Source organism: Chitinibacter bivalviorum, assembly GCF_013403565.1.
Taxonomy (GTDB): Bacteria; Pseudomonadota; Gammaproteobacteria; order Burkholderiales; family Chitinibacteraceae; genus Chitinibacter; species Chitinibacter bivalviorum.
Window position 1 is genome coordinate 20,578 of sequence record NZ_CP058627.1, and the last position, 23,071, is coordinate 43,648.

The window sequence follows — 23,071 nt, forward strand, 5'->3', positions numbered from 1 at the left end:
AAGAGGGCAATCGCCTATTGTCGGCTGAACGTCTGTTTAGCTCAAGGGTTCAGGCTCGTTAGAACGTTTGTACTACAGTTGCGATGATTGCAGGCAAAAAAATACCCGCCATCCAGAGATGGCGGGTAAAAATACTGCCGTGAAAACAGTACCAAGCGTAAATTCTTTAGATTGCGCTCTGACGCAGTTGCTCCAGAATCGCTGGGTTTTCCAGTGTGGAAGTATCCGCAGTGATTTCCAGACCCTTGGCGATGTCGCGCAAGAGGCGGCGCATGATCTTACCTGAGCGAGTTTTTGGCAGATTGTCGCCAAAACGGATCTCGTCTGGCTGAGCGATCTTACCGATTTCGTGAGCTACCCATTCACGCAGCTCTTTAGCGATACGTTTGGCTTCTTCACCTTCTGGGCGAGCGCCTTTCAGTACCACGTAGGCAACGACTGATTCGCCTTTGATTTCGTGCGGTTTGCCCACGACGGCGGCTTCCGCTACCAGTGGGTTGGCTACCAGCGCCGACTCAATTTCCATTGTGCCAAGGCGGTGGCCAGATACATTCAATACGTCGTCGATACGACCCATGATCCAGATATAGCCATTCTCGTCGCGGTGCGCCGAGTCGCCAGCCAGATACAATTTGCCGTTGTAGTCTTCTGGGAAGTAGGTTTTCTTAAAGCGATCAGAATCGCCCCAGATATTGCGTACCATCGATGGCCAAGGTTTGCTTACCACGAGGAAGCCGCCTTTGCCCAGATCCACTTGCGCGCCAGACTCATCCACGATGTCGGCCATAATGCCTGGGATAGGCAAAGTGCAAGAACCTGGTTTAGTTGCTACTGCGCCTGGCAGTGGGGCGATCATATTGCAGCCCGTTTCAGTTTGCCACCAAGTATCCACGATTGGGCAACGGCTGCCGCCCACCACTTCGTAGTACCACATCCAAGCTTCTGGATTGATTGGCTCGCCCACTGTCCCCAAGAGGCGCAGTGAAGACAAATCGTATTGTTTTGGCAAATCGCCGCCCAATTTGATCAATGAACGAATCGCAGTTGGCGCGGTGTAGAACGTCGTTACTTCGTGTTTTTCAATCATTTGCCAGAAGCGTGAAGCATCTGGGTATGTTGGCACACCTTCAAACACGACTTGCGTTGCACCAATGCCCAGTGGGCCGTAGGCGATGTAAGAGTGGCCCGTAATCCAGCCCACATCGGCCGTGCACCAGTAAACGTCGGTTTCTTTGTAGTCGAACACCCATTTCATCGTCACTTGCGTGCCGAGCAGGTAGCCTGCTGATGAATGTTGAATGCCTTTTGGTTTACCCGTTGAGCCTGATGTGTACAAAATAAACAGTGGGTGTTCTGCTTCAACCCATTCTGGCTCGCACGTGTCGGCTTGGTCTTTTACCAATTTGTGCCACCAGATATTGCGCTCTTCATTCCAGTGTTCTGGTTTGGTGCTGGTGCGTTGGAACACCACCACTTTTGATACTGACTCGCAACCACCCAAGCCCAAAGCTTCATCGGTGATTGATTTTAGTGGGGTTGCTTTGCCGCCACGTACTGTTTCGTTGGCAGTGATCACGATTTTCGCTTGCGCATCTTGAATGCGATCGCGCAATGCGCCAGCCGAGAAGCCGCCGAATACCACTGAGTGAATCGCGCCGATACGGGCACATGCTTGCATCGCCACTACAGCTTCAATCGTGTGTGGCATATAGATCACGACGCGATCGCCCTTCGCAACGCCCAAAGATTTCAGGCCATTAGCAAATTGGCACACGCGGTGATACAGCTCGCGGTAGGTTACGCGCGTTACTGAGCCGTCATCGGCTTCGAAAATGATCGCTACTTTATTCGCTTTGGTTTCGAGGTGACGGTCGATACAGTTGTACGACACGTTCATCACGCCATCTTCAAACCATTTGTAGAACGGTGCGTTATCGCTATTCAATACTTTGGTAAAAGGTTTTTTCCAGTCGAGCATGGACTTGGCCAAGTCGCCCCAGAAACCTTCGTAGTCGTTGTTCGCTTTCTCGCACAAGGCGTTGTAGCCTTCGATGCCAGAAACGTTCGCATTAACGCGGAAATCATCCGATGGCGGGAACAGACGGGTTTCTTTCAAAACAGAATCGATACCACTCATGCTAAGTACTCCTGCAAGCCAAAACGGTTGGTTAAAATATCTATCGTGGAATGTAAGCGCCTGCGCAAATCAAATCCAATTGTCTTTTCTGATGTATCAAATCAATCTCGCTGATGTGGCGTGTAAGTCGCTGTAAATTAAGATTTATTGGGGTTTTTTCTTAGTTTTTGGAAAATCATCGCGGCCATGAGTGCGTCATTGAGTGGATCGTGCCGAGATAAATGTGGCAAATCCAGATTGCGTAGAATGCTCTCCAGTCGCAGATCGACCTCGGGGTTGTAGGCGCTCACAGTTCGGTCGTAATACATGCCAGAAACATCAATCGCTCGGTTGGGTAGCTGAATGCCGAGCCAGGGTTTGAGTTGACGATTGATGACGGCCAAATCAAATTCGAGGTAATACCCGATCAAGGGTCTGGCGCCGATAAAGTTCAATAATTGGCTCAGTGCGTCTTCGATGCTCAGCCCTGTGGCGACGTCTTGGGTGCGCAGGCCGTGAATCGGAATGCTTTTAGGGTCGAGCTGGCCGCTGGGCTTAATCAATAGCGACAATTGATCGGATAATTCAATGCGCGAGCCGCGGATTCGTACCGCAGCAATGCTAATGATTTCCGCCACTTTGGGGTCGAGTGAGGTGGTTTCGCAGTCAATGCTGACCCATTCTTGTTCGGGCTCGGCGGCAAATAAAAAAGCAAATTGAGGATGCCGCAACTGGCTTTGTGCGTAGCGGCGAAGCCAGTAACTGAGCTGGAGACCATTAAACAAACTCATAGCATGCCCAGCTTGAAATGATGGCGAAGCAAGCTGCGAAATTGTTTAACGACGCCAAACGCGTCTTTGAGCAATTCTCGCTCAAGGGCTGTTAATTGCGCGGGGTCGATTAGATTGATTGTCGCTTTGCCACTCAAAATGGCAGCGAGTCCATATTTAAGCTGCAAGCTTTGTAAATAGCTGAGTGTTTCACTTAAATCTTGTGCCATTTGTTCGTCGATGACGTTGCCACCGCACAGCGCCGCCAGCCTGGCATAGCTGTTTTTAGTTTGGATGCGCGCTTCCAGCGCCAAACTGCGCAGGCCGTGCGTGATCGGGAATAGCCCACCTTTTTTCAGATCGAGCACGTTTTGCTGGCCGCTTGTGACTAAACGCGAAAACAGGCTCAGCGGGGTAGGGAAGTGCTCGATTGGAAAAGCAAAGTAGGCCATAAACTGGGTATTGCTATCTAGCCATTTATTAAAATGCTCTTGCAATGTATACAGTAGGGATGTATTGCCCGTAACAGCCGTGGCATCGACCCAAATCGCCAGCTTCATTACATTTTCGCCATTGGGGGTGTAGGTCCAGTCATTGAGTTGTTGCTTGAATTCGCTCACCGTTTTGCGCCACTGCGGCATGCTGACCATGATGCCGCCCGGGCAGGGTGGGTAGCCAAAGCGATGCAAGGCCTCGTTAAATTGTTGGCAAATCGACTCCAAAGCAGGGTGTTGATAATCGTCGGCGATAATCAGCGCATTGTCTTGGTCGGTACGTAGTATTTGCTCGCCGCGTCCTTCTGAGCCCAGGACCAGCAAGCAAACGTGTTGCAACATCTCGGGCGGCGCCAATAGCTGGAATAATTTGGCGAGTAGTTTTTGCCGCAATTCGCCGATCAACTCGGCGATCAAGGTAACTTTCATGCCGCTGTGGTGCAGTAGCTGAATCACGGGCAGGAAGCGATCCGAGGCGGTTTGTAGCTCATCAATGCTGCTGGCGCGATCAATTTGCAATCCAATGCTATGCGGGTTGTTGGCGAGGCTGGCGAGTAAATCCAGCTGCTCAAGTACGCCGATAAGCTGGCCGTGTTGTTGCACCAAAACACGGTGTATGCCGTGGCGGATCATTAATATCATTGCCTGATGTAGCGTGGCATCTGACTCGATACTCAGTAATTGATACGTCGCATGCAGCGCGGCTTTTTCTTGCGCGGGGATGAGCCCTTGGCATACCAGCTTGCGCAAATCGCTTTGCGTAAAAATGCCGCTGCCTTGCTCAGTTTGCACCAGAACCGAACTAATCTGGTACTGCTCAAGGCATTGGGTGGCTTCTAACACGCTAGCATCAGCGGCAATATAATGAATCGGGCTGAGTGCTGCATCGCGCACTCGGCTTAACATTTGCGTGGCTTGACTGAGCTGATGAGGGCTGGGCGTGAGTTCAGCAATGCGGCGCGCGACATCTTGATAAAAATAGGCCGCAAAAGTGGCGTTACGCTGACTCAACTGCAAAATATGCTCGCGCGGAATACGCCACAACAAGGTGTCTTCCTGAGCGATAAAGGCGTGGGGGCATTGCCCTTCAAGCACTGCTTTGCCGTCAAATAATTCATGTTCGGCAAAATAGACGTCTTGTTCGACGCCGCCGACGACTAAGCCTTTCATAACTACGAAAAGCGCCAGCATCGGGCTATTGGGCACAATAATATTGCTGCCCGCGGCGTAATATTCGATATCAAGGTGTTTGAGCAGTTCGTTGCGTTCTAAGGCGGTGAGCGCGTCAAACGGTGGATATGAGAAATCAAATGGCGTTGACACCTGTAGCCTCCTGCTAAACACCAAGAAAAACGCCCCACCGTATTCAGGATTGGGGCGCTTTCAAACAATCCCCTTGTTATTACAAGGGGTATATTTCTAGATTAATGCTCAGAAGCACCTTCTGCGCCAATACCCGTCATAGAGCGGATGAATTGAGCGTCAAATTTACCGCGTTCTTTCTGTGCTTGTTCGCTGTTGTCTGTTACTGAGAACAACCAAGTAAAGAAGAATGCCGCGCTCATTGAGAAGAGTGCTGGGTTTTTGTAGGCAAACAATTCAGAGCCTTTAGCGTGGCCAAGTACATCAACCCACACTGCTGGTCCCAGAATAATCAGTACCACGGCAGAAACCAGGCCAATCGCGCCACCCATCACTGCACCACGAGTTGTCAGGTTTTTCCAGAACATCGACAAAATCAGTACTGGGAAGTTTGCTGATGCCGCGATCGAGAATGCCAGGCCGACCATGAAAGCAATATTTTGCTTTTCAAAGATGATACCGAGCAGCATGGCAACGATACCCAGTGCGACGGTCGTCATTTTTGAAACGCGGATTTCATCGGCTTCGTTGGCTTTGCCTTTCTTGATGACCGAAGCGTACAGATCGTGCGATACCGCAGAAGCGCCTGATAGCGTCAAGCCAGCAACCACCGCCAAGATCGTGGCGAAAGCAACCGCTGAGATAAAGCCCAAGAACAAGTCGCCACCGACGGCATCAGCCAGGTGAATTGCGGCCATATTCGAGCCACCGATCAGCGCGCCTGCGGCGTCCTTAAAGGTCGGATTGGTCGATACCAGTACGATTGCACCAAAACCGATAATAAAGGTCAGGATGTAGAAGTAACCGATAAAGCCTGTGGCGTAGAACACTGATTTACGCGCTTCTTTGGCATCTGCTACGGTAAAGAAGCGCATCAAGATGTGTGGCAAACCAGCTGTACCAAACATCAAGGCCAGACCGAGTGAAATAGCATCAATTGGGTTCGAGACCAAACCGCCAGGTGCCATGATATTGGCCTTAGCCGCTTTGGCCGCAGATTCAGCCAAGGTCGTTGCTGAGGCTACCACAGCTGAAGCATTGGGTGCATTGCTAGCGACCGCTTGAGCGGCTGCTTCAGAAGCAATCGCGGCTTTGTGCGCCAACGCTTGTGCGCCTGCGTGTTTAACATCAACTGCTTGTTGGAATAGGGTTTCAAAGCTAAAGCCGGCGTGTTTCATAACCATGAAGGCCATAAACGAAGCACCCGACAACAGCAAGATCGCTTTGATGATCTGTACCCAAGTCGTGGCCAACATACCGCCAAACGTCACGTACAAAATCATCAAAATACCAACCAAGACAATCGCGTAGGTGTAATCCAAACCGAATAGCAGTTGGATTAATTTACCCGCGCCGACCATTTGCGCAATCAGATACAGCGCAACGACGACCAAGGTGCCCGTTGCAGCAAAGACGCGAACTGGTGTTTGTGCGAGGCGATAAGATGCGACATCGGCAAAAGTGTATTTACCCAAGTTGCGCAGGCGTTCTGCCACCATAAAGGTGATCACTGGCCAGCCAACCAGAAAGCCGATCGAGTAGATCAAGCCATCGTAGCCGGTGGTAAATACCATGGCAGAAATACCGAGGAAGGACGCCGCTGACATATAGTCACCGGCAATGGCCAAACCATTTTGAAAACCGGTAATGCCGCCGCCGGCAGCGTAAAAGTCTTTCGCTGAACGTGTGCGACGGGCTGCCCAATAAGTAATACCGAGCGTAAATGCAACAAACACCAAAAACATCACGATGGCGTGAACATTCAAGCTGCGTTTTGCTACCGCGCCTTCAATTGCCCCTGAGGCCCAGCTTGGCATGCTTGAGAGTGCAAACAAGCCTGCAAAGCCTAATTTTTGTAGGAATGATTTCATTTTTTAGCGTCCTCAACCACTTCACGAGTGAGTTGGTCAAATTCGGTATTGGCGCGGCGAACATAAATGCCGGTTAATACGAAAGCCGAAACGATGACAAAAATACCCACTGGAATGCCCAGTGTGGTGACGCCATTGCTCAGTGGTGTGCCAAGTGTTGCGGGCGAAAATGCGACGAGCAGAATAAAACCGTAGTAAATCACCAACATAGCAATGGTCAGCATCCAGGAAAATCTGGAACGAGTTGCCACGAGCGCGTGAAATTTTGGATTATTCTGGACGCGTTCAATCATTGAATCATGCATACGCTGCCTCCTGTGAAGAGTAAAAAGCTAAATTTAGCCATTCCCATAACAAATGTAAGCGCCATTCTATTTTTGGGCTAATTGCTTTTTCTGATGCAAATAATCACTGAAAGTTATGTTGTGTTGCACGAGGCTTACTTTTTTGTTTGTAATCAAGGATTTTTGACTACATTCTGAGGCAAGCTTTATGCCACGATGTGGCAACTTTAGGTGATAATTGCGGGATGGAACTCTATCAATTACGTACTTTTGTGACTGTGGCGCAACAAGGGCACTTAACGCAAGCTGCTGAATTGTTGCATTTATCTCAGCCAGCGGTGACCGCGCAGATCAAGGCGCTCGAAGAGCAATTTGGTCTGGCTTTGTTTGATCGCTACCCAGGTGGCGTCTCCTTGACCGAGGCGGGTAAGTTGTTGATGCCTGAAGCTGAGCAAATTTTGGCGCAAGCGCGAGATTTATTGCATAAGGCTAAAGCACTGCAGGGTGAGCCCAAGGGGAAGGTGAGGATAGGCACGATTGGTGTGCCGGCTCGGCTGAAGTTGGGCGCATGGTTGTCTTTATTACGCAAAGAATTTCCGCTGATAACCGTGCAAACAACGCACGGTATTTCGGTCAGTATCTTAAATGAAGTGCGGAAAAAATCACTGGATGCGGGCTTTTATTTAGGACGCAATCCCTATCAAAATGTCATGACGCTGCCTTTGGGGGAAATTGGCTTTTGCATTGCGCTGCCCGTTTCTTTGGCTGAAGAATACCAAAACGCTGATTGGGCCAAATTGGGTGAAGCTCCCTGGTTGGGCTTATCGCAATACACCAGCTTGGCGGATATATCGCAGGAATTATGGCGTAGTCAGAATATTGCGCCCAAAGTGGTGGGCGAGTTTGACGAAGAAGCCACTTTGCTCGAGTTGATCAAAACAGGCGTTGGGATTGGTATTCTGGCTGAGCGCACCGCGCAACGTTTTGCGTCCGATGGCTCTATCGTGTTGTGGCGCAATGGCGAGGTAGTTACGCGAGCGCCGTTGCAGTTTATTTATTCAGGCGAGCGCAGTAGCGATCCGATGATACATAAATTATGTTCAACGTTAAGTGCGGTGTGGCAACTAGAATAATGGGGCAGGGGTATGTGCTGGAAGATCTTTCTAGTTAAGGTATTTAAAGCTATACCCTGAGTATTGTTTATTTTTGCGCAAACAAAAACCCCGCCGAGGCGGGGTTTCGAGTATGGTCACCAGCACTGAATTACTTCAGTTTGGTTTCCTTGTAGATCACGTGCTTACGAGCAACGGGATCGAACTTCTTGATTTCCATCTTTTCTGGCATGGTACGTTTGTTTTTGGTCGTGGTGTAGAAGTGACCAGTACCTGCAGAAGATTCGAGCTTGATCTTATCGCGCATCTTAAATTACCTCGGAATTATAGTTCGCCGCGGGCGCGCAAGTCAGCCAATACTGCGTCGATGCCTTTCTTGTCGATCAGGCGCAATGCAGCGTTAGAAACACGCAAACGGATGAAGCGGTTTTCGCTCTCAACCCAGAAACGGCGTGATTGCAGATTCGGGAGGAAGCGGCGTTTTGTTTTGTTGTTGGCGTGGGAAACGTTATTCCCGGTCATCGGGCCTTTGCCGGTGACTTTGCATACTCGTGCCATGATTCTTGTCCTAACGTCGGAACTGGAAAAGTCCACGTTTATATCACAAATCGCCCTTTGAGTTCAAGTCAAAGGTGCAAAATGCAGGGTTAATCGGAATAAGTGGTGCCCAAGCTGTTGTAATACGGTGCAAATTTCACGCTACAACAGCTTTAGCTGCGTCGCCCATCCCGAAAGGTGTAGCCGCCTGTCATTGGTGGTGGGCGCTATACAGCGCAATTCAATTCACGCGAGTGTTACTGCGAAAGCTCATACGCTGTTATTCACTGGCTGGAGCCAGCACAGTTCGGTTGCCGTTACTTTCCATCGAGCTGACCAAACCGGCGCTTTCCATTTGTTCAATCAGACGCGCGGCGCGATTATACCCGATTCGCAGCTGTCTTTGCACGGATGAAATGGATGCGCGGCGACTTTTCATGACGAACGCGACGGCTTCATCATATAAAGGGTCGGTGTCCTCGGTACTATTACCGTCCCCGCCCAGTGATGCATTGCCCGCACTTTCGGCGTCAAAGCCGCCATTAAGGATGCCTTCGATGTATTGAGGCTCACCCATTTCTTTAAGGGAGTCGACTACGCGATGTACTTCATCATCGGCCACAAAGGCACCATGCACGCGTAGTGGATAGCCGCTGCCCGGCGGTAGGAACAACATGTCACCTTGCCCCAACAGCGCCTCTGCACCCATTTGATCCAGAATCGTCCGGCTATCGATCTTGCTGGATACCTGAAACGCGAGTCGTGTTGGGATATTGGCTTTAATCAGGCCGGTAATTACATCCACGGATGGGCGTTGGGTGGCCAAAATCAAATGTATGCCTGCGGCGCGAGCTTTTTGCGCCAAGCGGGCGATGAGTTCTTCAATTTTTTTGCCGGCCACCATCATCAAATCGGCAAATTCATCAACGACCACAACAATAAATGGTAAATGTTCGAGCGGCTCTGGATCATCCGGTGTCAGCGTAAATGGATTGGTCAGTTTTTTACCGGCTTTTTCCGCGTCTTTGACTTTCTGGTTGTAGCCCGCCAGATTGCGTACGCCTAAGGCGCTGAGCAGGCGATAGCGTTTCTCCATTTCAGCCACGCACCAGTTCAACGCATTGGCTGCGAGCTTCATATCGGTGACAACTGGCGCCAGCAAATGCGGAATCCCATCGTAAATCGACAATTCGAGCATTTTCGGGTCGATCATAATAAAGCGCACTTCGTCCGGTGTGGCTTTGTACACAAGCGATAAAATCATCGCATTCACGCCGACCGATTTACCTGAGCCCGTAGTACCGGCGACCAGCATATGTGGCGCTTTGGCCAGATCGGTAACGATGGGTTTGCCGGTAATGTCTTTGCCCAGGACCAGCGTTAATTTGCTGGCCATCGAGTGATAGGCTTCGCTCGACATGATTTCCGACAGGCGAATCATCTGGCGCGTTGGATTGGGTAATTCCAAGCCCATATAGGTTTTGCCGGGAATCGTCTCTACGACACGAATCGACACCAAGCCCAGCGCGCGGGCTAGGTCTTTCATTAGATTCACAATCTGTGAGCCTTTGACGCCAACAGCCGGCTCGATCTCGTAACGTGTAATAACGGGGCCTGGATAAGCGGCAACGACTTTGACTTCAACATTAAAGTCGGCCAATTTGCGCTCGATCAGTTGCGAGGTAAATTCCAGCGTTTCTTTGCTAATTGTTTCCTGTGCGACAGGCGCGGGAGCAAGCAAGCCCAAGGAAGGCAAGGAGCCATCGCCAAAAGCGGCAATGCTTGGATTGGGTTTTTTGCTCTGTGCTACAGGGGCCGGAGGCAGATCCTCTTCTGCAAACAGCAAGGGCTGTGCGGCTTGTTTAGCTTCGAGGATTTGCTGTTTTTCTAGTTCTTTCTTTTCTCGTTCCAGTTTTTTTGCGATGGGGACATCAACTTGCGGCGTTTCGATAATTAAAGGCGCTTTGTCGTCTTGTTTCTTTTTGGCTTCAGACACCTTTTGCTCGCGCATTTTTTTGGTTTCGCGGCCGATTTTTCTATCTTGTGCGGCTTGGAATGCAGAATGGATTTTTTCTATGCCCCATTCAATGGCTGCCCCAATGTTTTCCATGACATTGAGCCAAGACAGGCCTGTGAAGAGTGATATACCCAGCCCCATCGTCGCAAATAGCAACAGCGTTGCGCCGCTAAAGCCAAAGCTTTTCATCAGCCAACCGCCCAGCGATAGACCTAGAATCCCGCCTGGAACATGTGGCAAGGACACCGTCATGCTATGTAGACGCAAAGCTTCAAGGCTGGCGCTGGATAAGATAATCAGCGCAAAGCCTAGGCAGGCCAGAAAAACGAGCGGTTTGGAAGACTCAGTGACGCGGTCGATGCGGCGATAGCCCCATAAAATGGCAGCCAAGCAAAAGACGATCCACCACCAAGCAGAAAAGCCGAAGCAATATAACAATACATCGGCCACCCATGCGCCAAAGGTACCACCTCGATTGTGAATCACTGTTTCGGTGGCGCTATGTGACCAGCCTGGGTCAGAGCGATGGTAGCTGGTGAGGACGAGGATTAGATAGCCCAGCAAAACGACGAGCAATAGCCACCAAGATTCTCGCAATAAATTAGCGACAGGGGCAGGCAGCGCTGCGCGCGTCGAGATGTTGGCAACATTTTTCTTGCGAAACAGGGGCATGGTTCAATTTGTCGGAATCGATAGCTTTCGCGATTATAACGGCAAGCCCGTCTTGTGCAGGGGAAAAGCGACGAATGCTGGCAAATTAATCCAAAAAGCGCTGCTGCCACGCCAAATATTGCGCATAAACTGCCTGATTGTATTGTTCTTTGTCGCTAAATTGTTGCGCTTGGATGGGGTCAAAGACGTGGTAATGCACGACGGGGTTAGGCGTGGTTATCATGAGCCAGATTTTGGTGAGTAAATGCTCACCTGCCTGCCATTCAAATTGTGCCTGTGCTTCATGATGTAAAAATACCGGCAAAATGGGCACTCCTGTCGCTAGTGAGGTGGCAAACGCGCCAAATAAAAAACGTGGCGCTATTCTGCGGCCTTTGCATCCGCCTTCGGGATAGAGCGCAATATTGTCGCCCGAATTGACCGCGTCGATCAGTGCTTGTTGCGCCGCTTGGCGAGAGTCTTTGCTTTCTCGCTCAACAAAGAGGGTTCCCGCTGCTTGAGCAATTTTGCCAACCAGAAACCATGTTTTGACTTCGACTTTGGCTAAGCTGCGAACACGAAAAAGGGCCGGAATACCCACGTCTTCCAGAGCAGATGGGTGATTAGCGATCAGGATATAGTGTTCAGGTAGTTGCCCTTGATAATGCTGATGCAGGCGTAATTGAACACCTAGTGCGCGGATAAAACAGCGGCACCAGCTTTGAAATAAGCTGGGATAAATCACTTTAAGCCATTGTGCAGGTAATAGTGATAGCGCCACCATCGCGAGCGTGAATAGCGCTAAATCCAGCCAAGCAATGCAGCGCACGAAGAGGCGACATAGGGGAATCATGGTGTTTCCTAGGCGCTAAGTTATTTTGACTATAGCGACTGGGAAACTGATTTGTGTAGGAAATGCAGAATGAGCAAATAATTTTGGCTGATGGGTTGGGTATGTGCTTGAATGTAATATCTTGCTTTGATTTGGGGGATATACCCTAGTGATGTAGGAAACCTGCCAATTTGTTTTCGAGTAAGCGAGGGTTTTCACCATTGGCAATGGTCACGAGGCCTTCGGCGACCATTTCGCGACGACGCACTTCGAGCATGATGTAGTGTTTGAGTTTATTGGAAATCGGCAGCAGGATTAAGTTGGCTGCGCCTACGCCGTAAATCGTTGCGACAAAGGCGACGGCAATCCCCGCCCCAAGCTTAGAAGGGTCGGTTAGATTTTCCATCACGTGAATTAGGCCAAGTACCGCGCCCAAAATACCAAAAGTGGGCGAGTAGCCACCGGCCGATTCCCAGATCTTGGCTGCTGCGCGGGCTTGATCTTCATACGCATCGATATCGAGCTCAAGTGCACGGCGTACGGTTTCGGGCTCGGCGCCATCGACCACCATTGTTAAACCACGTTTTACAAATGGATCTTTTTCGCTATTTAGATAGGCCTCAAGTGCCAGTAAACCGCCACGGCGCGCTTGATTACCCCAATTCATTAAGGTGCTTAAAACTTTGCGAAAATCCATCGATGGGGGAAAGAAAATCCAGCGCAGCATTTTAATGCCAGCAATAAAGTGCCGCATTTCGGTTTGCAACATCACCGCGCCGGTGGTGCCGCCAATCACGATCAAAAAGGCGGTGAACTGAACGAGCGAGCCGATATGACCGCCTTCGAGCCAATGCCCCAGCACAATGGCGGTTAAACCTAAAATAATGCCTAAAACGCTAATTTTATCCATTTAGATCAGCCAGTCTTTGAGTTTACCGCGCAGTCGGGCGACTGCTTGGCTATGGAGTTGGCAAACACGCGATTCGGATACGCCTAGGACGGCGCCGATTTCTTTGAGATTGAGTTCTTCGTCGTAATACAGCGCCATCAGTAGTTTTTCGCGTTCTGGCAAGCCACTAATTGCTTCAATCAGGTGCCCGCGGAACGATTCATCGCTTAAGACATCGGCCGGATTGGCGCTGTGGTCGGCGGCATATTGATCGAGCTGATCGTTTTCGCCCTCAACTTCGAAATCTTCATAGTGCAATAACTGGTGGCCGCGAGCATCACCGAGCATGGTTTGGTATTCGTCGAGCGGAATATTGAGCGCCTGAGCCACTTCGCCCTCGGTGGGCTGACGGCCTTGTTGTTGCTCCAGCGCCACGATCGCACGCTCGATTTCGCGCATGTTTTTTCGCGCCTGACGAGGCAGCCAGTCTGCACTGCGCAGCTCGTCCAACATGGCGCCACGGATGCGTTGGCTGGCGAAGGTTTCAAACTGCACGCCAGCATCAATATCAAAATTGCGGGCAGCTTCCATCAAGCCCATTAAGCCTACTTGGATTAAGTCGTCGACATCAACGCTGGCGGGCAGCTTGCTGATCATGTGATAAGCAATTTTTCTGACCAAGGGCGCATGTTGTTGCACGCGATCTTCTTCGCTAGAGCTTTGGGTGCTGCGATAAAGTGAAAGGGCGCGATTGGATGACATGATAACAGCGTAAACGGAATGTCCTTTAGTGTAGCTGACTAATTGAGGTTTGACGAAATCAGATGTTGTTCTAATTGATTTAGTAACGATGCCAATGCTTGTTGATAGCCTTTTGCCGCCGTTTCTGGTTGAGCGTCGGCAATCACTTGCTCGGCGGTCAAAGTGAAACTCTCTGACTTGGCATGGTTGCTGAGCAAGAATTGCACCCTGATCAAGACTTTGGGGTGATGCACGTCGCTGACGTCGATATACATTGCGAGTAATTCGCCTTCGAGCTGCCATGGCGCAATCAGGCTGCTGCCGGTTGGATAAACCTGACTAAATAAGCCGCTTTGCGCCAACCATTGGCGAGTTTGCTGGGTGATTTGTACCGTGGGTGTTGCCAAAAAGCCGTGATAGGGGTCGGCAACAAAGCGCTGTTCGCTCTCTTTATATAGAAATGCCATGTCCCGATATGGGGCGGTGCTGCGTAACTCATTGACTTGGAGTGCGCCAAATTGAGCGCTCTGGCTGGTACCGCTACGCTGGGTTTGCAGCAAATAATCTTGGCGCGCAGGCGGCGTGCTGCTGCAGGCGGTGATGAGCATGATGCATACAATAATCAGTGCATTTTTCATGGTTTGGGCGGGATATAGGGTTTGGGTGGCTCGGCAAACAACAGACTGCTAGGGCGTTGATTGGCTTTCTCGCTCAGGGCTTTCAGATTCGCGCTGGTGCTGCTGAGGTTATCAATGATTTGTTGTAAATCACCCTCACGCTGCGCGCTCAAATGATCAAGGCGCAGCGTAATTTTGTCGATGCGCTGCACAGCGCTGGCTAACTCTGGGCTGGCGAGTAGAGTTTTGGCCGAATGTGCTGCACTGGCAAAGTCATTGCTGGCAGTACGCAGTGCAGGTTGCTCCAATATAGTTTTCAAGGCTTGATTGGTTTCTCGTGCTTCGCTAATCAGCTGGCTGCTTTCGCTGGCAATTTGCGCGAGTGGCATCGCATTGATGGTGCCGAGCAATTGACTAGTCTGTTGGCTTAATTGTTTGGTGGGAATGTCTTGTAGCTTCTGATTCATCGTGATTAGGGTTTGATTCACCAAATCGACGGTTTTGTCGAGATCGACGCGTTGCAATTTGGCCATTAAATCCTGTGCGCTCCCCAAAATTTGATTCACCGTACTATTGGTCGAGGGGATGTAGAGGTATTTAGGCTTCCATGCAAAGGGCAGAGTGTGTTGATCCGCGTTGCTGACATAATCAATTTCAAGGTAACTGGTGCCTGTGAGCCCTTGCGGCGCCAATTTGACACGTAAGCCCTTGGCAATTTCGCCATCGAGCTCTTGCTGCTGTGCATTGTTGAGATCATGTTTCCCAAACAGCGCATTTTGTAGGGTGGCTTCTACCAAAACGTATTGTTTGCGCTGGGTGTTGGGCAGTTCACCCTCGTAGCGATTGTAGGTAAAGGTGATGGCGCTGACTTCGCCGACGGCGACGCCACGGTAACGCACTTTGGAGCCGACATCGAGCCCGCGAACGGATTCGTCAAAATAGGTTTCGAGCATAATTTTGGGTTGCCACCAGCGACCACTGCCAATCCCGATCAGCAGTGCTGCACCTAAAATCAGCGTGCCGATAATAAATAGCCCAAGGCGGAAATTCGAACGATGTTGCATAGGTTTCGTTAACCCTCGACTCGAAGTGGGCGTTGCGCATTAAAAAAGCTCGATACACGACGATCGCTCGATTGAGCTAAGGCTGCTGGTGTGTCGATGGCCACAATGCCTTTGATGGTTTTGTCTAGCATAATTGCCCGATCTGCAATGGCCGCAATACTGGCCAATTCATGGGTTACCACCACAATGGTGACGCCTTGGGTTTCAGCAAGGCGACGAATAAGCTGATCAAGTTCGGCCGAGGTAATCGGATCAAGCCCAGCGGAGGGTTCATCCAAAAACAAGATTTGCGGATCCAGCGCCATCGCGCGGGCAATCGCCGCGCGTTTTTGCATCCCGCCTGATAATTCAGATGGGAAAAAATCGGCAAATTCTTCTAGCCCAACCAATCGTAATTTGAGCCGCGCCAGTGTGTCTATCGCGATGGCATCCAACTCGCTAAAGCTACTAAGCGGCAGCGTAATATTATCCAGAATACTCATCGAGCCAAAGAGTGCGCCAGATTGATACATAACGCCAATTTTGCGCAGTATAGCCTCACGATCCTTGTAATTAGAGCCTACTAGCTCATTACCCACTATCTGTATGCTGCCAGAGCGTGGGGGGTAAAGGCCGATCAGATGTTTGAGCAGTGTCGATTTGCCGCAGCCCGAGCCGCCAAGTATCGTCACCACTTCACCTTTTTCAATGCTAAAGCTCACATCTTCCAAGATCGAGCGATCGCCCCAGCCACAGTACAGATGATTGACTGCAATACTCGGATTCATCGCCTACCAGCCCAGATGATAGTAAACGACCGCGAAAATGCCGTCGGTGATCACCAGTAATACCAAAATATTCACCACTGCACGGGTGGTCGACGCACCGACCGCACTTGCGCCAGTGCCTGTACTGAGGCCACGAAAGCAGCCGACCGAAGCCACAACAAGACCAAAAGCGGCCGCCTTGAGCATGCCGCTAAAAAAATCCGTTGCATCAACTTGAGTGCTCACTTGCGTCCAGAACGTCGACATCGGTATGCCAAACCCTTCCATCACCAAAGCACCGCCGAGCAAACTAATCACTTCGGCACAAATGGCCAGCAATGGCAGCATTAATAAACCCGCCAGCAAACGCGGCAACACCAGAAAATGCATTGGGTCATAGCCAAATGTCACCAGCGCATTGATTTCTTCATTTACTTTCATCGTGCCAATTTCGGCAGCAAATGCCGCGCCCGAGCGGCCAGCTAGTACGATGGCTGTCATCAAGGGGCCAAGCTCGCGGATCATCGATAGCCCGAGCAGATTGGCGACAAAAACCTCGGCGCCAAATTGGCGCATCGGGATGGCCGATTGAAACGCCAGAATAATCCCGAGTAGCAGTGAAATCAGGCTAATAATGGGCAGAGCATTGGCTCCGGTTAATTCGCATTGCCGAATAAACTCGCCCCAGCGTACATGCTGTGGTTGGCGCAGCGCCACCGCAAACACGCGCGCGGCTTCACCGATAAAGCTGATCTGGTCTTTAAAATCATTGAGCGCAATGCGGGCCGTAATGCCGATTTGGCTAATCCACGGCGTGGGGGGCTTTGGGGCTGGTGCTTGCAGTGCCAGCTGAGGATCAAGCGCGGCCAGCAGGCGTTGGCAATCGTCATTGACGCCTTGCAATAGCACGCCTTGCTGGCTGAGTTCAAACAACATCGCTGCGCCCGCACCATCGCATTGCCTAACTTCGCTCAGATCGAGTGCTTGCGCTTGCCAGTTAATCTGGCGACTTTGCCGCCAGATAGGGGCGATGCTCGCCAGTGTTAAATCACCCGCGAGGTAATACGTTTGATCGCGCAAGGTCAGGCTGAGTTTGGCTTCAGCCATGGTGTAGCCTTTCTTGTAGCAAGCGCGATGATTCAACCAGACGATGAACAAAATGCCCCGCCGAATCATGCCCTGCACTAGGGGGTATCCAGCGCAAGATAACGTCTGCTAATTGCCGCATCGCCATACTGGCCTCGGTATCTGGAAATGCCTCGATCACGGTCTTGCCCAGCCGGGTGGCACGATTCAGCAGTGGGTCTTCGGGTACGTAGCCGATCAACTTGAGTTGCAGGGCAGAACCCAAAAATTGCTGCGTGACCGTGCGTAGGCGTTCAAATAAAGCCATCGCTTCGCCCAGGCTTTCAACGCGGTTGACCAAAATGCGAAAATCGCGCCGCGCATAATCCTGCGCCAATTGTTTGATCGTAGCGTAGGCATCAGTCAGCGACTCGGCTCGATTGGACAGCACGACGACGACATCATCGGCCGCCAGACTCAGGCTGGGAATGCCGGTGCTGCCCATTGGTCGCGTATCGAGCAAGAGATAATCAACATGCTCGGTAATCGCTTCAAACTCGGCGGCAAGCCAGTGCTGCTCGGCGTCGTTTAGGCGTGAAATAATCTGCGGGTTGCTGGCGATGGATAAAATCTGAAAGCCGTGTCGAGTCTCGACAATGCTATCGGCCAGACTTGCTTCGTGGCGTAGGACATGCTCCAAGGTAAAACCTTGGCTCAGTTGCAGTCGGGCGCTGATATTTTGTGTGCCGCTAAATTCATCCAGAATCAGCACTTCACGCTGGCGTTCAGCCAACGCAGCAGCCAGATTGATCACTAACGTTGTGGTACCCGAATCGCCACGTCCACCGCACAGGCTAATGCTACGACAAGTAGGAGGGCTGACCAATTGACGCAAGCCGGCGGCTTGGTCTTGCCAGCGTTTAGGCACGGGCACCGCCTAGGCTCAGCGTGAAATCGGTGGGGGTATCTTGCGTACTCATAAACAAGGGATATTCATCGCGTTGCAACTGAAAGACGCCTTGATCTTGCTGATTTTTGAAGGCCCGATCAAGTAAATATGCCAAGTTGGCACGATGCAGGTCTTCAGGCACGCGCTGGCCATTGGTTACAAATTGCAGTGGCAATTTATGGCGAATCGCCACATCGAGGCAACCGCCCAGTGAGACGGTTTCATCAAGCTTGGTCAAAATGCAGCCCAGCAAATGATGATTGCGATAACGCCGCGCCACATCATCAAGCGTGCCGGCTTGCGCATTAGCCGCCAGCAGTAAAATAGTGCCGACATTATCGTGCCCAAGCATGGCGAGCTGTTCACCAATGCGTTGATCGCGTTGCCCCATCCCGACGGTGTCGATCAGCACCAAATGCCGATCGCTCAACTCGCCCAGCGTAAGCTGTAAATCGGTTTCGTCTTTTACGTCGTGCACGGGCACACCCAGAATGCGGCCGTAAATGCGTAGCTGATCATGCGCACCGATCCGGTAGCTGTCTGTGGTCAGTAGCGCGACCGATTGCGGGCCATAGGCGAGTGCGGCACGTGCGGCCAATTTGGCCACCGTGGTGGTTTTACCAACGCCAGTCGGGCCAATGAGCGCATAAATGCCGCCACGTGCAATCAGATCATCCGATGCGGCCGTCGCAGGCAGATTGTGCGCTAAGGCGGCTTTGACCCATTTGACGCCGGTTTCAAGACTCATGCCGCTGGGCATTTTGTCGATCAGTTGCCGTGACAGGGCGGCGCAAAAGCCGCTTGCGAGCAGTTGGCGCAAAATTTCAAGTTTTTCAGGCGCGTGTTTGGATAACTCACCCCACGCCATGCCGGCCATTTGGCTTTCGAGTAGGCCGCGCAACATGCGGATCTCGCGCGCGATGTCTTGCATTGCTTCGTGATCGACTGGCGCAGGCGCGGGTTTGGCGGGCTCGTCTTCAAAGCTAAAGGTGGGCAGCGCTTTATGCTGAGTTTCGGTAACGACCGGACGACGCGTTGGCGCTGGGCGCGCAGCCGCTGGCTCGCTTGTGTAATCAGGGGTATATCGCTCTGAGCTACGTTCTGCATTGCGTTGGCTTGCATACTGCGTCAAAGAGATTTCATTGTTTTCGCGCTCAAAGCTGGGCTCGGCTGGCCGAGATTGGCGATTGCTACGCAGTACCGAGGGCGCTTCATAAGCGATATCGGCGGTACTGGGCTCGCTTTCATCATCGGGGATGGCGTACGAGCGGGCCAAGGCTTTGGCGATATTCGGGCTGGGCGCTTCGGATTGCGCCGAATTCATCAGTCGGGCGCCATTTTGTGCTGCGCGCGGCGACGGTTTGGCAGGCGTTGCCACCGTTTGCACATTGGTCAGCGCCGCCACATCGGCGTCTGCGACGGCCATGATTTCTATCCCACCGCCGGCGACTTGGCGGTTCGAGAGGATGAGCGCGTCCGGGCCAAGTTCATCACGAACTTGGCGTAGCGCTTCACGCGTAGTGGCACCGAAGAATTTTTTGACGACCATAGCTGGGGATTATCGCTGCTCAGGGCAATCTACACAAATCATCTGCGCGTCTGAAGTCAGAAATTTGCTCGTTTGTTGCAAGAATTTACACGTGCTGCTAATTATTCGCGCCAAGCACACCAATAATGCGCAGCGTTTTTGATTCTGGGATTTCTGTGTGGGCAATGACGCGCAAATTGGGAATCGATCGTTTTAGGAAGCGAGAGAGCATGGGCCGCAATTGCGAGGGCGTAATAATGACTGGATTAATGCCCTGCATTTCGAGTTGCTCGGACAATTGTGCTGCTTGCTGTAGCAGGCGCTCGGCGAGCCCCGGCTCGAGCCCACCTTGCGATTTGCCGCTGGCCGCTGACATCAGGATGTTTTCCAATTGCGGCTCGAGTGCGACAACTTGCAGCTCGTTCTCGCCTGGGAAAAGCTGATGCACAATCGCGCGACCTAAGGCCACGCGTACCGCCGAGGTCAGGTCATCAATATCGCCTGTACGGGGAACATTTTCACCCAAGGTTTCCAAAATCGTGCGCAAATCGCGAATATGCAAGCCGTCGTCGAGGAGGTTTTGCAATACTTTTTGCAAAGTACCCACGGGAACCACTTTGGGGACAAGTTCTTCGACCAGCTTGGGTGATTCTTTGGCGAAATGGTCGAGTAGCGATTGAACCTCTTCGCGACCGAGTAGCTCGGCGGCGTGCGATTGCAGAATATTCGAAATATGTGTTCCAACGACCGTGGATGCATCCACCACGGTGTAGCCCATCGCTTGCGCCTGATCGCGCATGCTGCTCTCAACCCAAGTAGCGGGTAGGCCAAAGGTGGGGTCGGTGGTGGCGGTGCCGGGCAGATTGCCAGCGGCATTGCCCGGATTGATCGCTAGCCATTGACCGAGAAAGGCTTCGCCCATGCCGACATCCACGCCTTTGAGTTGAATACGATACTGATTAGGGCGTAATTCCAGATTGTCGCGAATATGGACGGCGGGAACGAGAAAACCGAGTTCTTGCGCGATTTTTTTTCGAATGCCACGAATGCGGCGCAGTAGTTCGCCATCTTGATTGCGATCGACGAGCGGAATGAGGCGATAGCCAACCTCCAGCCCAACGGGGTCCACTGCTTGGACATCATTCCAGCTGACTTCTTGTAACGGCGCCTCCGCGGGGGCCGCAGGTGGCGCGCCGGGCGTGGCACCACCCGCTGCGCCGGATGCACCGCCGCCACTCATTGCGGTTTGCAGATTGTTTTGTTCGGAATACCAAGCCAGACCACCCGCGATTAATGCCATCAGTAAAAAAGCAAAGTGGGGCATGCCAGGGATAAGACCTAGCACGGCCAACACGCCGGCGGTTACATACATGACCTGTGGGCGAGAGAACAGCTGGCCAAGAATCTGCTCGGATAAATCCTGATTCGTACCAACGCGCGAAACCACGATACCGGCGGCCACCGAAATAATCAGCGCGGGCACTTGTGCCACCAAGCCATCACCGATAGTCAGTAAGGTGTAGGTTTTAGCCGCATCGCCAAAAGCCATATCGTGCTGGATCATGCCGACGAGCAAGCCACCGATCAGATTGATCACCATGACCAAAATACCGGCCACAGCATCGCCGCGTACGAATTTACTCGCACCATCCATCGAGCCGAAGAAATTGGCTTCGTCGGAGATTTGGGCGCGGCGAGTGCGGGCCTCTTCTTCGCCAATCAGGCCTGCATTCAAATCGGCGTCAATCGCCATTTGTTTCCCTGGCATGGCATCCAAGGTGAAGCGAGCAGAAACCTCGGCGATACGGCCAGCACCTTTGGTGATGACGACGAAGTTAATAATCGTCAGAATAATAAAGGCGACGATACCGACGGCAATATTGTCGCCAATCAGTACGTGGCCGAACGATTCAATCACCTTACCTGCCGCGTCGCCACCGGCATGACCTTCCGTTAAGACCAGTTTGGTGGATGCGACGTTAAGCGACAGGCGCAGCAGCGTGGTCATCAACAACACGGTGGGGAAGCTCGAAAATTCGAGTGGCTTATGCGTATAGAGGCTGACCATCAGCACAATGATGGAAAGTGCAATATTGAAGGTGAAAAAGAAATCGAGGACGAGCGGCGGCAGGGGCAGGATCATCATGCCCAAGACCATCAGCACCAAGGCTGGCATCGCAAGTACAGTCAGTTTATTACGCCACATTCAAATACCTGGTAGATGTATCTAATTTTAGAGTTTGTTTTGATTCGATTTGCGGGTTATACCTAAGATATTCCCGATTCAGGGTCAAGCTCTGGCGGTACGGGTAGGTCAGTATTGAGCGTCGGTTCAAAACCACCTTCTTTGCGATACATATCGAGCTGATAGATGTAGGCCAGTACTTCAGCCGTCGCAGTATACAGCGCAGTCGGTATTTCTTCGCCTAACTCGGCGTGATGATACAGCGCACGTGCAAACGGTGGTGTGCGTACCACAGTGACTTTATTATCTTTGGCGAGCGAGATAATCCGTTCGGCCAATAAAAACGCGCCTTTGGCGACGACTTTGGGCGCGCGCATTTGTTCGTCATAGCGAATCGCAACGGCATAGTGCGTCGGGTTGGTTACGACGACATTGGCTTTCGGGATTTCAGACATCATCCGTTTGCGGGCTGCTTCACGTTGCAATTGGCGAATCCGGCCTTTGACGTGCGGGTCACCCTCGGATTCTTTATTTTCCTGCCGGACTTCTTCTTTGGTCATCCGCAGGCCTTTGTAGTAATCCCACAGCTGATAGGGCACATCAATAATCACGATCACGGCCATTGCGCCGACGACCAAGATCAGCGTGTGCCGCGTCATTTGCCAGAGCATGGCAAAACTAGATTCGGGGTCCATCGCGAGTAATTGAATAAACTGCTCTTTCTCATTCCAGATGACCCACGCCGCGACGCCGCCAATCAAGCCGGATTTAAGTATGGTCTTTACGGTTTCAACGATGGTGCGGGCTGAAAACATCCGGCCTATGCCACTCATGGGGTTCATGCGGGCAAAGTTTGGCCCAAGTGCCTCAAAGCTCATCAACCAGCCGCCAATCATAATGGGCGTTAAAATCGCAGAAATAATGCAGGCGGCAAAAATCGGCAAAATTGCCACCACTGCGATGCGAAAGGCGTCGTAGAGTAGCTCTGAAATGTGATTGTCTTGCAAGAGTTGGGCGCGATTGAAGCTCAGCGCAGTGAGCATGACTTGTTTCATCGCCGCATATAATTCTGGCCCCGTGACGATGACCGCAACCATGCCGACCATTAAGGTCGAAAAGGAGGTGAGTTCGTGTGAACGCGGGACTTGCCCTTTCTTGCGAGCTTCTTCAAGCCGCTTGGGCGAGGCCGGTTCGGTGCGTTCGAGGTCTGAGTCTTCTGCCATGTCGAAAGTGTAGCATGA

General features: G+C 51.7%; 20 protein-coding genes. 1 reads left to right on the plus strand and 19 read right to left on the minus strand.

The window, feature by feature from the left end; genetic code table 11:
- Positions 1 to 166: 166 nt before the first annotated feature.
- The 5 genes from acs to HQ393_RS00130 form a co-directional block, all read right to left on the minus strand.
- Positions 167 to 2,137, minus strand: a complete 1,971-nt coding sequence (gene acs, locus HQ393_RS00110) for an acetate--CoA ligase (RefSeq protein WP_179356856.1) — start codon at positions 2,135 to 2,137, stop codon at positions 167 to 169.
- A gap of 137 nt (positions 2,138 to 2,274) precedes the next feature.
- Complete coding sequence (locus HQ393_RS00115) at positions 2,275 to 2,907, minus strand: 3'-5' exonuclease (RefSeq protein WP_179356857.1); 633 nt, start codon at positions 2,905 to 2,907, stop codon at positions 2,275 to 2,277.
- Positions 2,904 to 4,703, minus strand: a complete 1,800-nt coding sequence (locus HQ393_RS00120) for a DUF294 nucleotidyltransferase-like domain-containing protein (RefSeq protein ID WP_179356858.1) — start codon at positions 4,701 to 4,703, stop codon at positions 2,904 to 2,906. The genes HQ393_RS00115 and HQ393_RS00120 overlap by 4 nt, the downstream gene beginning before the upstream one ends.
- A gap of 101 nt (positions 4,704 to 4,804) precedes the next feature.
- Complete coding sequence (locus tag HQ393_RS00125; RefSeq protein ID WP_179356859.1) at positions 4,805 to 6,613, minus strand: cation acetate symporter; 1,809 nt, start codon at positions 6,611 to 6,613, stop codon at positions 4,805 to 4,807.
- Positions 6,610 to 6,918: a DUF485 domain-containing protein gene (locus HQ393_RS00130; RefSeq protein ID WP_179356860.1), complete on the minus strand. Its 309-nt coding sequence runs from the start codon at positions 6,916 to 6,918 to the stop codon at positions 6,610 to 6,612. Before HQ393_RS00130 ends, HQ393_RS00125 begins: the two co-directional genes overlap by 4 nt.
- Before the next feature lie 224 nt (positions 6,919 to 7,142).
- Here HQ393_RS00130 and HQ393_RS00135 point away from each other — a divergent pair, with 224 nt between their 5' ends.
- The gene (locus HQ393_RS00135; protein ID WP_179356861.1) at positions 7,143 to 8,030 is read left to right on the plus strand and encodes a LysR family transcriptional regulator; all 888 of its coding nucleotides are present in this window, start codon (positions 7,143 to 7,145) and stop codon (positions 8,028 to 8,030) included.
- Positions 8,031 to 8,160: 130 nt separating this feature from the next.
- On the opposite strand, the gene rpmG is transcribed toward HQ393_RS00135, so the two are convergent.
- The 14 genes from rpmG to flhB form a co-directional block, all read right to left on the minus strand.
- Complete coding sequence (rpmG, locus tag HQ393_RS00140) at positions 8,161 to 8,316, minus strand: 50S ribosomal protein L33 (protein ID WP_028449594.1); 156 nt, start codon at positions 8,314 to 8,316, stop codon at positions 8,161 to 8,163.
- Between the two features lie 17 nt (positions 8,317 to 8,333).
- Positions 8,334 to 8,567, minus strand: coding sequence for a 50S ribosomal protein L28 (gene rpmB / locus HQ393_RS00145; protein ID WP_179356862.1), 234 nt, complete (start codon positions 8,565 to 8,567; stop codon positions 8,334 to 8,336).
- A 259-nt stretch (positions 8,568 to 8,826) separates the two neighbouring features.
- A complete protein-coding gene (locus tag HQ393_RS00150; protein ID WP_179356863.1) occupies positions 8,827 to 11,235 on the minus strand; it encodes a DNA translocase FtsK in 2,409 nt (802 codons plus the stop codon).
- Positions 11,236 to 11,320: 85 nt separating this feature from the next.
- Positions 11,321 to 12,067: a lysophospholipid acyltransferase family protein gene (locus HQ393_RS00155; RefSeq protein WP_179356864.1), complete on the minus strand. Its 747-nt coding sequence runs from the start codon at positions 12,065 to 12,067 to the stop codon at positions 11,321 to 11,323.
- 145 nt (positions 12,068 to 12,212) lie between these two features.
- Positions 12,213 to 12,956 (minus strand): flagellar motor protein, encoded by a 744-nt coding sequence (locus tag HQ393_RS00160; protein WP_179356865.1) that lies wholly within the window; start codon positions 12,954 to 12,956, stop codon positions 12,213 to 12,215.
- Positions 12,957 to 13,697, minus strand: coding sequence for an RNA polymerase sigma factor FliA (locus HQ393_RS00165; RefSeq protein WP_179356866.1), 741 nt, complete (start codon positions 13,695 to 13,697; stop codon positions 12,957 to 12,959). It abuts the gene before it with no gap.
- A gap of 38 nt (positions 13,698 to 13,735) precedes the next feature.
- Positions 13,736 to 14,284 carry an ABC-type transport auxiliary lipoprotein family protein gene (locus tag HQ393_RS00170; RefSeq protein ID WP_179356867.1) on the minus strand — a complete coding sequence of 183 codons (549 nt, stop codon included), beginning with the start codon at positions 14,282 to 14,284 and terminating at the stop codon, positions 13,736 to 13,738.
- Between the two features lie 26 nt (positions 14,285 to 14,310).
- A complete protein-coding gene (locus tag HQ393_RS00175; protein WP_179356868.1) occupies positions 14,311 to 15,357 on the minus strand; it encodes an MlaD family protein in 1,047 nt (348 codons plus the stop codon).
- An 8-nt stretch (positions 15,358 to 15,365) separates the two neighbouring features.
- Positions 15,366 to 16,124, minus strand: a complete 759-nt coding sequence (locus HQ393_RS00180; RefSeq protein WP_179356869.1) for an ABC transporter ATP-binding protein — start codon at positions 16,122 to 16,124, stop codon at positions 15,366 to 15,368.
- Positions 16,125 to 16,127: 3 nt separating this feature from the next.
- Entirely contained in the window at positions 16,128 to 17,210 is a 1,083-nt protein-coding gene (locus HQ393_RS00185; RefSeq protein WP_179356870.1) for an ABC transporter permease, read from the minus strand.
- Positions 17,203 to 18,096 (minus strand): MinD/ParA family ATP-binding protein, encoded by an 894-nt coding sequence (locus HQ393_RS00190; protein ID WP_179356871.1) that lies wholly within the window; start codon positions 18,094 to 18,096, stop codon positions 17,203 to 17,205. Before HQ393_RS00190 ends, HQ393_RS00185 begins: the two co-directional genes overlap by 8 nt.
- Positions 18,089 to 19,666 carry a flagellar biosynthesis GTPase FlhF gene (gene flhF / locus HQ393_RS00195; RefSeq protein ID WP_179356872.1) on the minus strand — a complete coding sequence of 526 codons (1,578 nt, stop codon included), beginning with the start codon at positions 19,664 to 19,666 and terminating at the stop codon, positions 18,089 to 18,091. Before flhF ends, HQ393_RS00190 begins: the two co-directional genes overlap by 8 nt.
- A gap of 97 nt (positions 19,667 to 19,763) precedes the next feature.
- Positions 19,764 to 21,851, minus strand: coding sequence for a flagellar biosynthesis protein FlhA (gene flhA / locus HQ393_RS00200; protein ID WP_179356873.1), 2,088 nt, complete (start codon positions 21,849 to 21,851; stop codon positions 19,764 to 19,766).
- A 62-nt stretch (positions 21,852 to 21,913) separates the two neighbouring features.
- On the minus strand, positions 21,914 to 23,053 hold the full coding sequence (flhB, locus tag HQ393_RS00205) for a flagellar biosynthesis protein FlhB (protein WP_179356874.1): 1,140 nt from the start codon (positions 23,051 to 23,053) through the stop codon (positions 21,914 to 21,916).
- Between the last annotated feature and the right edge of the window lie 18 nt (positions 23,054 to 23,071).